The following is a 12959-nucleotide window of genomic DNA, read 5'->3' on the forward strand; positions in this document are numbered from 1 at the left end:
CATAATAAATTGTACATCAAGAAGGGGAACGATAAAATGAACAGACTAGTGGGTTTAAAACAATTTGAAATAACGCGCGGGGCGTTACTTAAATTTATGGAAACGTTAGATGATAAAACTGCGGATACGCAGCCAGAGGGTTTTAACAATACAATTCGTTGGCATATCGGTCACGTGTTAACAGCAGCAGAAGTTTTCATGTTTGGAAAAGAATTCAAACAATTACCAACTGAATATCCAGGTATGTTTGGGTATGGATCACGACCATCTAAATGGAAAACAGAAGGACCATCGTTAGAAGTGTTAACGGCTCAATTAAAAGAACAAGCAAAACGTATTAACGAAATTCCAGCAGAAGCATTTGAAAATAAACTACCAGAGCCATTCCTAGGATTGGAAACAGTAGGGGAGCTTTACGGTATGATGCTTTATCATGAAGCTGATCATATTGGGCAAATGAAAGCGATGGAACGTATTATTAAAGCTCTTTAGTCTTAATTGCATATAAAACAAGCAATACAGTTGTAATGTTAAATAATATATACAAAAAAGGTAGATAAATTATTATCTACCTTTTTTGTATAACTTCTTGAAGGATTAGGGATTATCATCGTGGTGCTGATGAAGAAGGATAAGAGAATTTTATAATTTTTATGGTGTGATTATTAATTATAGTATTCCTAAATATGGAATATACGTATAATAATAGAGAAGAACTAGAAATAGGGGTGAATACTATGATTACATTAGAGCAAAAGTTGGAGCAATATAAACATACATATGTACAGTTAAAGGGAGAACTAAAATGGAAAACGAGTGATTCTCGAACAGGAATGATGATTGCTGCTATGTATGCAGGTAGTGATAAATTGTTTGATCTCGGACGTTTTTTAGAAATTAGTAGTTATATTAAGAATCAGGTAGGGATGTTTTCATACTTAAAGTCTTATCATCGTTTTGTAGTGGCCGCAACATTAGATATTCACTTTACAGATTACAAGGAAGCTTTTCGGAAGTTTTTAGATTTATATGAACAATTGGTCACTGGTGGCTTTAGCCGGAGTATATTTACTTATCTCGCAGCAGCTGTGCTTTTAACAGAAGAAAATGAACAGCATGGCGCGCACATTCAGCGTTCGATGCAAGTATATAAACGCATGAAAAAGGATCACCTCTTTCTTACAAGTACAAATGATTATCCGCTCGCAGTTTTATTAGCAGGACAATCAGAGCATGTAGAAACACTTATGGACCGAGTGGAACGTCTTTACCAGAAACTAGCGACAGCTGGTTTGCGTAAAGGGAATGATCTTCAATTTTTGAGTCATATTCTTTCACTAAAGAAGGATGTCAGGGAAGAACTATTAGTTGCAAAATGTACAAATATATGGAATTTGTTAAAGCAAGAAAAGGTAAAAGTAAAACAGATGCATTACCCAGCTATCGGGCTACTAGCGTTACTCGAGGACGGAGAAAAAGAGATTCATTCTATTCGAGCATTTATTGAAAAATTGCAGGGGGATAAATTGTTCCGTTGGCATACAGATACAACTATTCTTATTGCTATTCAACTGTTCGTAAGTCAGAAAGGTGAGGAAAGTAAAGCTACTAACACAGGTTTACAAACAATGATAGAAGTCCTCATACAAGCACAACAGGCAGCCATGATGGCAACGATTGCCGCTTCATCTGTAGCAACATCTTCTGCTAGTAGCAGTTCATAATGTGTAATTGCTTATAATCTTGTAAATTATAACTCCCTTGATAAGGACGGTTTAAAAAATATTACTAAAAACAGTTAGCTCATCACTCTCTAATGAGTGATGGGCTAACTGTTTTTACATAATCAGCATTATCTTTTTGATTCCTTCAAATGTTTGAGCTGCGTGACAATCATAATGCTAATAACAACGAGTAAAAACCATGAACTAATTTTGCTTAAGTGAACGAGACTCCATGCTTCCCGTTGATTTGGATATTGCCATGCTCCGAAAAATGTTGCGATGTTCTCTGCAATCCAAATGAAAAATCCGATAAGGAAAAAGGAGAGAACGAGTGGCATTTTATATGTAACGCCTTGTAATGAAAATTGTACAAATGTGCGAGAGAAAACAATGAATAGTAGTAAAGTTAATATCCATCTAAAATCGTATGTAAAGTGGTGTGTGAAAAAATTGAAGTAAATCATAGCTCCTAACGGCACGGCAAAAATAGCTTTCGGCCAATGATGCATTTTTAAATGCAACCTTCTCCACGCTTGACATATGTAACTCGCGACACTCGCATACATAAAACCGCTGTAAAGCGGAACTCCAAAAACCTTCGAATATGCCTCTTCGGGATAACTCCATGAACCGAAATGTACTTTATATATTTCTAGTAAAAGGCCGATGAGGTGGAAGATGGTAATTACTTTTAGTTCGTCTTTTGTTTCAAGACCCGTCTTGTACATAATCCACTGCATAAGAAGGCATACGATGAGTATGAAATCATAGCGGTATAACTCTGGGATTGAAACAATTTTTGAAAGGGCTAGTGTTAAGAAAATAATGACTGGGAATAAGCAAGATAATGCTTGTTCGTAAGTGAAATGTAGTAGTTGTTTTATATAGAACATTGTGTCACCTTCGATGTTTTTTTATTGGAAAAATCAAAATAATCAATAATTATACTACGATTTAAAAAATAATCCAGTAGTCTATTTTGCATGTATTTGTAAGTTTTAGAAGGGAATTGTAATGAGTATTTTAATATTGTAGAAAAGTAAAAAAATAGTTTGCTATTTAAAAAAAGTGGGGATATAATATCTAAATGAAAATGATAATTATTATCAATAATAATTACAAATAAAAAATAATTATAAAAAACAACTGAATATAAAGGATGAAATGAAACATGTTACATAAGTCTACTGTACATGCTGGTAATAACCGCTGGATACATATTAAGTTCATATGTTTCATGAGCTTAACAATTTTATGTTTAATTGGATCTATATTTTTAGCCATTTCATTTGGTGCAAAAGATATTCATTTACAAACGGTGTGGGTAGCGGTTTTGGATTACGATCCGAAATTAACACAGCACCAAATTATTTATGAATTAAGGCTCCCGAGAGTAATTGGAGCAGCAGTTGTAGGGGCAGCTTTTGCGGTTGCTGGTGCTGTTATGCAAGGTGTAACACGAAATCCTTTAGCTGATGCAGGTGTACTTGGCATAAATGCAGGAGCGATGTTTGTAGTAGCACTTAGTTTTGCTTTTTTTCCGCATATGCCGTATTCCTATTTAATGATTGTTTCCTTTATTGGAGCAGTCTTAAGTACAGTACTTATTTTTGTTATTGGATCAGCAACATCAGGCGGGTTAACACCAATGAGGTTAACGATTGCTGGAGCGGTTATGGCAGCGCTTTTACATTCATTAAGTTCAGGTGTTGCGATTTATTATGATTTAAGCCAGGATTTAGCGTTTTGGTATGCTGGTGGTGTTGCAGGGGTTAAGTGGGAACACTTGAAATTTTTAGTCCCTATTATTCTTATAACGATTATTTTTGCAATAGTGTTAGGGCGATCTATTTCACTCATATCAATGGGGGATGATGTTGCTACAAATTTAGGAGTAAAAACGAACCGAACGAGAATACTAGGGATGATTATAGTAGTCATTCTTGCAGGTGTATCTGTTTCAGCTGTTGGCTCTATTGGGTTTGTAGGACTAGTTATCCCGCATATTGCTAGAAAATTAGTTGGTGTGAATTATAGACTCATTATTCCTATGTCAGCATTATTAGGAGCTATGTTATTAGTTGTAGCTGATTTAGGGGCAAGAACAGTAAATCCTCCTAAGGAACTTGCGATAGGGATTATGGTAGCTCTTGTTGGAGTTCCGTTCTTCCTCTATATAGCACGTAAAGTTGGGAGGGAGTTGTAAGTGAAGGATCTTTTGAACACAGATAAAAAGAGAGCCATTACTGTAACTACAATTTTTGGTTGTATTAGTATCGCTGTCATTTTAATTAGTTTAAATACAGGGACACTGAGCATTGCACCGCTCAAAGTAATTCAAACGCTTTTCGGTTATGGTGATTTTGAGAGCGAGACCGTGCTATATGATTATCGTATGCCAAGAATAATAATCACAATGTTAGCCGGTATTGGCCTTGGGATTTCCGGTGCGATTTTGCAAGGGTTATCACGTAATGCACTTGCAGACCCTGGTATTTTAGGATTACATGCAGGTGCATCTTTCGGGCTAATTATATTCGTTACTTTCTTTCATTCTATTAATGAGAATGCATCGATTTTAATACCGTTATTTACATTTGGCGGGGGAGTACTAGCTGCATTTTTAATTATTATACTGGCGAGTGATCGGTCAAAAGGTTTACTTCCTATTAGACTTATTCTCGTTGGTATTGCTGTTTCAGCTGGATTTAGTGCGATTTCGTTATTTTTCTCTCTCAAGTTAAATGATGAGACGTATACATTCGCTTCTAGATGGTTAGTTGGTAACGTGTGGGGAAGGGATTGGATTCATGTCCTTGCATTATTACCTTGGATTTTCATACTAACCCCGTATACATGGATAAAATCTAAAACGTTAAATGCATTGTCACTAGGTGATAGTGTAGCAGCAGGGCTTGGTGTTTCTGTTCAAAAAGAACGGTTACTACTTTTAGCTACAGCGGTTGGATTATCTTGCGCGAGTGTATCGATGGCAGGAGGAATTGGTTTTATCGGTTTAGTTGCTCCGCATATCGCAAGGAAGTTAGTAGGTACTACATATCAAGACTTTCTTCCTTTAGCTGGCATTATCGGAATGATTATTTTAGTGCTAGCAGATACGATAGGTCGTTCTATATTTGAGCCAAACTCTATTCCAGCTGGTGTAGTAGTGGCGGCATTAGGAGCACCGTATTTTCTTTATTTACTTACAAAAACAAAATAAATACTTCAAAGAGGAGAACATATGAAAAAGAAACTTATTATTTTATTTAGCATGATGTGTATTTTAGTATTAGCAGCATGTGGTCAAACGAAAGCTAATGAAGAGGCAACGAAAAAAACGGAAAAAAGTAATGATCCAAAAATCGCCTCTATGTCCATTCATTTAACAAATAATTTACTTGCATTAGGAATTACACCAGTAGGTTCTGTTATTGGTGGAGATTTAAAAGATTTCTTACCGCACGCTAAAGAGAAGTTGAAAGATACGAAGAAGCTTGGTGTTGTAACAGATCCGAATATGGAAGCGTTACTTCAATTAAAGCCAACGGACATTTATGTTGATGAAAAATATGCTGGTAAAGATGTAGCGAAATACGAAAAAATTGCAAAAACACATTCTTTCAATTTAGATGAAGGTACGTGGAGAGATCATTTAAAACAAGTTGGTAAACTTGTAAACCGTGAGAAAGAAGCAGATAAATATATTCAAGATTACGAAGAGCAATCAAAACGAGTAAAAAGTTTAATAGATAAAGAGCTAGGTAATAACGAAAAAGTAATGGCAATTCGCGTTACTGCAAAAGAATTACGTGTATTTAGTACAAAAAGACCGATGGGACCAATTTTATTCCAAGACTTAGGATTACAACCTGCAAATGGTGTAGAGAAAATTGATGGAAACCGTCCTTTCGAAGTCATTTCACAAGAAGTATTACCTGACTTTGATGCAGATGCTATTTTCGTTGTCGTTAATAGAGATGATAAAGCGAAAGCTGCATTTAAACAACTTCAAGAAACACCAATTTGGAAAGACTTAAAAGCTGTTAAAGGTAAGCACGTATACATTATTAATGACCAACCATGGCTTGACTATTCTGCTTTAGGTAACAAAATGGCAATGGATGAAGCGGAGAAAATGTTTACGAAATAATATAGTTTCGCTATTAGGAAAGGCCCTCTAAATTTGGAGGGCTTTTTATTATTGTTAGAATAAACGAAAAATTATACAATGAAGTTAATTTCGTGTAGAGGAGATGTGCCAATGTCAGCGCTTATTGTAAGTATCCCGTGTATAAAGCAGTTTATAGAATAAGGGGATAAATAGGCTAATAATTATCCCTGTTATTAAAAAAGGGGGAGTTTGAAATGACAATGAATCTTTTTCAAAATAAAACGATTAAATTATCAGCTATTAGAGAAGCAGATGCTGAAGTAATGGCTATGTGGCAAGAAGATAGTGAGTATTTAAGGAATGTAGATACAGATATAGCATTCCCGCAATCGATACAAGAAATAGCAAGTGATGGGCTATTAAAGGGACGGAGATCGAATAGTGTTTCTTTCATGTTAAGGACAGTTCAAGATGATCGCTTAATTGGTTTTGTTGCAATTCATGGCATAGAGTGGAATAACAGAACGGGTTTATTAGCCATTGGTATAGGAGATGCAAATGATAGAGGAAAGGGATATGGAAGAGAAGCAATCCATCTTATCTTAAAATATGCTTTCTATGAATTGAATTTACACCGCGTCGGTCTGGATGTGATTTCTTATAATAAAGCAGCCATTGCGTTGTATAAAAAGATAGGTTTTCAGATGGAAGGGTGTATGAGAGAAGCGGTTCAAAGAGATGGGAAGTGTTTTGATCGTATCATTATGGGGATATTGCGGGATGAATGGATAGGGTTGCAAGATTAGCGAATACATTCAATATTATATATGTAGTATGCAGGAGATATAATGATAATTGGCGAAAATTTACAGTGAACTGATTGAATTTATAAGGAGTTATGTAAAATGAATTTAGAAAAAGCAAAACCAGTAAATGAAGAGGTCGCTGAATTAAAGGAACTAATTAAAGAGTTACACGGAAGTGTACATCAACTGCAAAGCGAAGTGCAACAACTAAGGCACGAAAGACCAGTTGTTGAAGTGAGAAAAGGTGTTCAATTATCACCAACAATTGTCGGACAAATTGGTGGTATGATTTTAGGTGGGTTAGCAATTATCGGTATATTTTGGTGATGAAAAAAGGTTTGCAGCACGATGCTGCAAACCTTTTGGATTTGACGATATAATTTCATGCAATACAACTTTTACATTAAATAACGTAAATATATATAAGCATGTGATAACAAGAGTGCAACAATAGTTAATGGTAAACCAATTTTTAAGAAGTCCATATAAGAGAAAGCATGTCCTTCACGTTTTGCAATACCAGCAACGACTACGTTTGCAGATGCTCCGATTAGCGTTCCATTTCCTCCTAAGCAAGCTCCAAGAGATAACGCCCACCATAGTACTTCGATTTGCGGAGAATCGACAGATAGTCCGAGTCCTGTAGCTAAGTCTTGAATAAGAGGAATCATCGTAGCGACAAATGGGATGTTGTCGATTGTCGCAGATGCGATGCCAGATACCCATAAAATCAGTATAGCTGCGAATCTGATGTCACCGTTTGTTACGCCGATTACTTCTTTTGCAAGTGAAGAGATAAGTCCGATATCAATTAACCCGCCAACGAGAACAAATAGTCCGGCGAAGAAGAAAATGGTTACCCATTCAACGTGGGCAAATACATCTTCAATATCATGTTCTTTCACGCCGATTAACATAAGAAGTGTAGCGCCTGTCATCGCGATAACAGCAGCGTCTACATGAATAATCGAATGAAGTACGAAGCCTAAAATAGTTAGTCCTAAAATCGAAATAGATTTTAAAAGGAGGCTTTGATCTTTAATGTAATCTTTTTCGTTTAATGCCATTAGTTTTTCGATTTGTTCAGGTGTTGTTTTTAGTTTGTTACGGTACATGAAGTAAATAATGCCAAGTGTCACAATAGAAATAATAATTACGATTGGAGCTAAGTTAAGTAAAAAGGCGTTAAAGTCTAAATGCTTGTTTGCTGATCCAATCATAATATTAGGTGGATCACCGATTAATGTTGCTGTTCCGCCTATATTTGAAAACAGCACTTCTGAAATCAAATAAGGCACAGGATTTACTTTTAAAATACGTGTAATGGATAATGTAACAGGAACGATTAATAAAACAGTCGTTACATTGTCCAAAAATGCTGATCCGACAGCAGTTAATAGGGATAGTAATAATAAAATGCGAATCGGTTTTCCGCCAGCTGCTTTTGCCGCTTTAATGGCCACAAATTCAAAGACGCCTGATTGACTCGTAATATGTACGAGAATCATCATCCCAATTAAAAGGGTAATCGTTTCCCATTGAATATGTGATGTGAAAGCAGTATGTAAATCTACAACTCCAAAAATAATCATAATAGCAGCACCGAATAGTGCGATTACAGCACGATTCAATTTCTCAGAAATAATAAATCCGTACGTGATTAAAAATACGGCAATTGCAAAATAATATTGCCAATTTGCTACTTCATGTGCTGACTGTTCCAATCATGTCACCTTCTTTAAATTATGTATTCAATTGTCGAAATGTATCTCGCTGCAATAATACGGGATAAAATATATTGTAGCAAATTCAAAAAAGAAAGAAAACTATTTAACAAAGTGAAGGAAAAAATGTATTTTTTACATATCATATAAAAAATATAAAAAACACAGTGCAAATTATTAGGAAAAGTGAGCGTTGTCCTCTAATATAGAGATAGCAATTTACATTATTTTTGCGTAAAATGGTTTAAAGAGGTGAATTCCGATGGAAATAGTAAAAGATAGTTCTCTTATTCAAAATGAAATTGAACGTTTTGTAAATAAAGATGTATATATTCATTTAGAAACGACAAACGGAGCGTATGCATCACACATAAATGAAAAGATGATGACAGTTGGTGCTTTCATTCGAAATGCAATTATCCGTTTTGAACGCGGGAAGATAACTGGAACAAATCCATACCGAGTTGGTCTAAAAATGGATCATGGTTGGGTATATGCTGAAGGTATTACGCACTGGGAAGTAGATGGTCAAGAGCGTTTATTACTAGCTGGACATGATAATTTAGGTCGTCTAGCAGTTGCACTTGAGTTAAGCTTAACACCATTTAAGTAAGAAGGAGGGAAACTTATGGAGAGACATGTACTTGTTGTATTTCCGCATCCAGATGATGAAGCATATGCTGCGGGAGGAACAATTCGCTTATTAACAGATCAAGGAGTACCTGTAACATATGCATGTGGTACTCTAGGACAAATGGGACGTAACATGGGTAAGAACGTATTCGCTAACCGTGAAACGATCCCAAATATCCGTGAGAAAGAATTGAAAGATGCTTGTGAAGCGATGGGCATTAAAGATTTAAGAATGCTTGGCTTCCATGATAAAACGTTAGAATTTGAAGATGTTGATTTCGTTGCTGACAAAATTGAAGCAATCATTCAAGAAGTAAATCCATCTCGAATTATTACATTTTATCCAGAGCACGGTGTACATCCAGATCATAATGCATTTGGCCGCGCTGTCGTTCGCGCTGTATCACGTATGCCAAAAGAAGAGCGCCCAGTTATCCATGCTGTTGCGATTACGAAAAATCGTGAGGCAGTATTAGGAGAACCGGATGTTGTAAATAACATTAGTGAAGTATTTGATCATAAATTAACGGCACTAGGTGCGCACCGTTCACAAACAGAAGCAATGCTTGAAGACACGCATGCAAAAATAAAAAACAAAGATGCAGCAACATTAAAATGGCTGCAACTTGAACAGTTTTGGACTTATAAATGGGAGTAGGCTAGAAGGATATCTTCTAGTTGCTCTTACATAGAAAAAGCGCCGTCACTTGTGATGGCGCTTTTTCTTGTTGAAGACTATATATTTTTTAGGGTGCTTCAAAATTTAAAAATTAACGTGCAGTATAGCCTCCATCAACAAGAAGTGTTGTACCGTTAACAAAACTAGCATCATCACTTGCTAAAAATAAGACAGCTTTAGCGACTTCTTCTGGTGTTCCAAGTCTGCCTTGTGGATGAAGTGAAGCTAAATATTCTTTCTGTTGAGGATTAACACTACCTAGTAAAGGGGTGTCAATATAACCAGGGCACACCGCATTAATACGTATTCCATATTTAGCGTAGGCAGTACATAAATTTTGAGTTAATAGTTTCACACCACCTTTTGCAGAGGAGTATGCTGTTGGGGTAGGTAATGAAACAAAACTATGAATCGAACCAGCGTTAACGATGACACCACCTGTACCTTGTTTAAGAAATTGTTCAATCGAATATTTATCAGAAAGGAATACCCCAGACAAATTAATATCAATAGTTCTTTTCCACTTTTCATAGGATAATTCGTTTGCCGGTGCATCATCAGCAACGCCGGCATTGGCATACATAATATCTAAATTACCGTATGTACTTACTGTCTCATGAATTAGCTGTTTAATATCTGCCTCTTTTGTTACATCGGTTTTAATAAATAACGTATTGTATCCATGTGCATTCAATTCATCTGATAGTTCTTTTCCACGTTCAGAAAAGTCAGCAATAACTACTTTTGCACCTTCTTCGATAAAAAGACGAACAGTAGATTCGCCAATTCCACTTGCACCACCAGTTATGATTGCTACTTTGTCTTTTAATTTCATATAAACCTCTCCATTCATCAATGAATTTAAGTCGAATTTTTAAATCTTGTTACTAAACTATTAACCTTAAATAGTAAGTAGATAGAAGAAAAAGCTCGCGTTTACTTAATCGTGAGAGTGCTATTTTTCTTTAGTGTACTTTTTGATACAGTTATGGACGAAAATATTAATTTGGTCAATTTTATCATTAGATTGAATATTTGGTAAAGAGCTCTCGAACAGAGCGAGTACGGATGCTGAAAAATTAAAATAAACATGCAGTATTATTTGTAGGGTAAGGAACAAGGGGGGGAGAGAAGCATAACGAAAACTACTACTCTAGTTAAATAGGAAAAAGCCTTGCAGGGGGGCAAGGCTTTAAACAGGGTATTAAAAATTATTGATTTATTAAGAATAACTTCTTCTTGTGAATAAACTAATTTTAGCATGATAACTCATATGTATGTGTTACGAATTTGTGAATAAAAACTCAATGATAAAAGTATGAGTGAAAGGAAATAATTTATTTGAAATATGTATTATTACAGAAAGTTCAGTTGAAATAGTGAGGAAAATAAAAAAGTGCAATGAGCAAAATAAGTAAGAGACGAATTATACCAAAGATTAGTGGAACGCCTACTATGTAATTTCTTTTTGAATTTAATTCTTTAGAACTGATTTTTAATAATGTACATAAGAAGCGTATATTTTGAATTATTTAATAGGATAATATATATTTATATTGATTTAATGATTTTAGTTTGTTAAAAATGGGGAAATCGATATGAAGGTTAAATTTGCCGTAATAAAAGATGAGAATTTTGATTGTAGTTTATTGGAAACAAAATTATTGAAAACTTTTAAAGAAGTAGATTGTGAAGCAGATATTGTAAAGGTTGAGGATGAAATTTTTGAAAACAATGATATACAAACGTATTTATCAGAAATAACCATTCATGTTACTGGAAAAAATATTGGATATAGATCCGTTTCAGCCAGTATATTTATTGTTCTAGAGAGTTTATCAATACAGCTATTTCATATTCATATTAGTATACTTTAAACAGTTCAAAAAGTGGATTTATATTGCGTTGTAAATATGAAAATGGTGATGAAAACAATAGAAATTATCGTATGTGCTCCCGAATGTAGGATTGCACTTTGTTTGTTGTTAAATAAGCAAGGGGTCCCTTTTTAAATTTTAATCTATCTTAACGCTAATTTATAAATAGAAGAATGGAAACATGTGAGTAATTCAATTAGATTGTACAAAAAATTTGGTACGCGGATATACGCAATGTATTCACAGGTAAGAGGGTTGTCTCATAATATATATAGATTTTTCTATTAAGATGAACAGAGGGTGTGAATATATGGAAGATGTTTACGCTAAAATTGACAGTCTCAAGGCGGAGCAAAAAGAAATGATGAGAGACATTCGAAATTTAGAAACGCGTACTACTATTAATGAGAAAGATATAGCAACAATCAATAAGCAATTAGAAAAAATAAGTACAAACACTACTTGGATTTTGCGAATTATTATTAGTGCGATAATAATGTCAGTTTTAGGATTGATATTAAAAGGGATGATTTAAAAGAAAGAGGGGAGCTTCCTCTTTCTTTTATGTAAATGAGAAACTATAAATTTTCCGTTTCCTTTTCGTCTGCATACTTATCCTCTAAGGAAATTAATAGAGGGATTGATATAGTTACAAGAATGATTAAAGTGGTGATAAAAGATTTAGAAAGAGAAAAAGAACCTTCAATTAAAGGTGATAAAAACTTGAATGAAAGTATACTTGTTATGAAGGAAATTACTAAAAAGCTCAAAAGAGATATATTTTTATTCTTTATAGATGTCTCTATAAAGTCTTTAACACAGGTTATTACGACAAATATAGTTAATATGATAAGAGAAACAAAATAATGTGTTAAATTCGTCATACTAATAGTAGGATCGTCTATTATGTAAGCAAGTAACTTAGATACTAATATTCCTCCAAACAATAAAATAATAAAAGCAAGTAATCCTTCCGATATATAAGTGCTGAAATTGTCTTTCTTGTTAAAGAGTTTATAGTTTAGAGTAGATTGGGTTATTTGAATTAGGAATAGGGTAATAATCCATACATAATATACAAATGGTAATTCTCCTGAGAATAGAGAAATTAGAAAGTTTACTACTGTCCTTAAAATTTCAATCATTACGAAAGTCCTCCTACTTGTTCAGCTTTATGACATTAGGAATATATGAGTATATCATTTTATAATTAGGTTTATAGATTCAAACTATTTCTAATTATTCCATAATAAGGTGGTTATATCAAGTAGTTATCTTCTATGGCTTGTATTAGTTGTTCACTAATATAAAAAGAACATTTGAACGTTAATACTAGAAAAATAAAAGTAATATGTAATATAATTGAAAAAGTATATTTAAAAATCGATGTTAATATTACCCT

At 34.3% G+C, this 12959-nt stretch carries 15 protein-coding genes; 11 read left to right on the top strand and 4 right to left on the bottom strand.

The window, feature by feature from the left end; translation table 11 throughout:
* The first annotated feature begins 36 nt into the window (after nt 1-36).
* Complete coding sequence (locus MRP26_RS17715) at nt 37-492, top strand: DinB family protein (protein ID WP_001081119.1); 456 nt, start codon at nt 37-39, stop codon at nt 490-492.
* Nucleotides 493-686: 194 nt separating this feature from the next.
* Complete coding sequence (locus MRP26_RS17720) at nt 687-1724, top strand: DUF4003 domain-containing protein (protein WP_002041575.1); 1038 nt, start codon at nt 687-689, stop codon at nt 1722-1724.
* A 128-nt stretch (nt 1725-1852) separates the two neighbouring features.
* Here MRP26_RS17720 and MRP26_RS17725 read toward each other — a convergent pair whose 3' ends face one another.
* Nucleotides 1853-2617 carry a DUF817 domain-containing protein gene (locus MRP26_RS17725; protein ID WP_078401451.1) on the bottom strand — a complete coding sequence of 255 codons (765 nt, stop codon included), beginning with the start codon at nt 2615-2617 and terminating at the stop codon, nt 1853-1855.
* A 278-nt stretch (nt 2618-2895) separates the two neighbouring features.
* Here MRP26_RS17725 and MRP26_RS17730 point away from each other — a divergent pair, with 278 nt between their 5' ends.
* The 5 genes from MRP26_RS17730 (at nt 2896) to MRP26_RS17750 (ending at nt 6971) form a co-directional block, all read left to right on the top strand.
* Nucleotides 2896-3930 (top strand): FecCD family ABC transporter permease, encoded by a 1035-nt coding sequence (locus MRP26_RS17730; protein WP_182813175.1) that lies wholly within the window; start codon nt 2896-2898, stop codon nt 3928-3930.
* Nucleotides 3931-4947 (top strand): FecCD family ABC transporter permease, encoded by a 1017-nt coding sequence (locus tag MRP26_RS17735; RefSeq protein WP_182813178.1) that lies wholly within the window; start codon nt 3931-3933, stop codon nt 4945-4947.
* A 21-nt stretch (nt 4948-4968) separates the two neighbouring features.
* A complete protein-coding gene (locus MRP26_RS17740; RefSeq protein WP_098680001.1) occupies nt 4969-5877 on the top strand; it encodes an iron-hydroxamate ABC transporter substrate-binding protein in 909 nt (302 codons plus the stop codon).
* Nucleotides 5878-6092: 215 nt separating this feature from the next.
* Complete coding sequence (locus tag MRP26_RS17745) at nt 6093-6644, top strand: GNAT family N-acetyltransferase (RefSeq protein ID WP_242806494.1); 552 nt, start codon at nt 6093-6095, stop codon at nt 6642-6644.
* Nucleotides 6645-6743: 99 nt separating this feature from the next.
* Nucleotides 6744-6971, top strand: coding sequence for a coiled-coil domain-containing protein (locus MRP26_RS17750; protein WP_001047304.1), 228 nt, complete (start codon nt 6744-6746; stop codon nt 6969-6971).
* 71 nt (nt 6972-7042) lie between these two features.
* Here the strand turns inward: MRP26_RS17750 and MRP26_RS17755 are convergent, their stop codons facing one another.
* Nucleotides 7043-8368: an ArsB/NhaD family transporter gene (locus tag MRP26_RS17755; protein WP_242806496.1), complete on the bottom strand. Its 1326-nt coding sequence runs from the start codon at nt 8366-8368 to the stop codon at nt 7043-7045.
* 262 nt (nt 8369-8630) lie between these two features.
* On the opposite strand from MRP26_RS17755, the gene MRP26_RS17760 reads away from it, so the two are divergent.
* Nucleotides 8631-8981, top strand: a complete 351-nt coding sequence (locus MRP26_RS17760; RefSeq protein WP_000407046.1) for a YojF family protein — start codon at nt 8631-8633, stop codon at nt 8979-8981.
* A 15-nt stretch (nt 8982-8996) separates the two neighbouring features.
* The gene (gene bshB2, locus MRP26_RS17765) at nt 8997-9659 is read left to right on the top strand and encodes a bacillithiol biosynthesis deacetylase BshB2 (RefSeq protein WP_000439487.1); all 663 of its coding nucleotides are present in this window, start codon (nt 8997-8999) and stop codon (nt 9657-9659) included.
* A gap of 112 nt (nt 9660-9771) precedes the next feature.
* Here the strand turns inward: bshB2 and MRP26_RS17770 are convergent, their stop codons facing one another.
* Nucleotides 9772-10515, bottom strand: coding sequence for an SDR family NAD(P)-dependent oxidoreductase (locus MRP26_RS17770; RefSeq protein WP_098680002.1), 744 nt, complete (start codon nt 10513-10515; stop codon nt 9772-9774).
* 763 nt (nt 10516-11278) lie between these two features.
* On the opposite strand from MRP26_RS17770, the gene MRP26_RS17775 reads away from it, so the two are divergent.
* Together MRP26_RS17775 and MRP26_RS17780 are read left to right on the top strand one after the other, a co-directional pair.
* A complete protein-coding gene (locus MRP26_RS17775) occupies nt 11279-11557 on the top strand; it encodes a hypothetical protein (RefSeq protein ID WP_088024301.1) in 279 nt (92 codons plus the stop codon).
* A 310-nt stretch (nt 11558-11867) separates the two neighbouring features.
* Nucleotides 11868-12092: a hemolysin XhlA family protein gene (locus tag MRP26_RS17780; protein ID WP_000390469.1), complete on the top strand. Its 225-nt coding sequence runs from the start codon at nt 11868-11870 to the stop codon at nt 12090-12092.
* A gap of 43 nt (nt 12093-12135) precedes the next feature.
* Here MRP26_RS17780 and MRP26_RS17785 read toward each other — a convergent pair whose 3' ends face one another.
* The gene (locus tag MRP26_RS17785; protein ID WP_088024304.1) at nt 12136-12702 is read right to left on the bottom strand and encodes a DUF5823 family protein; all 567 of its coding nucleotides are present in this window, start codon (nt 12700-12702) and stop codon (nt 12136-12138) included.
* Between the last annotated feature and the right edge of the window lie 257 nt (nt 12703-12959).

Origin of the sequence: Bacillus sp. CCB-MMP212 (assembly GCF_022748145.1) — a bacterium.
Classification (GTDB): Bacteria; Bacillota; Bacilli; order Bacillales; family Bacillaceae_G; genus Bacillus_A; species Bacillus_A cereus.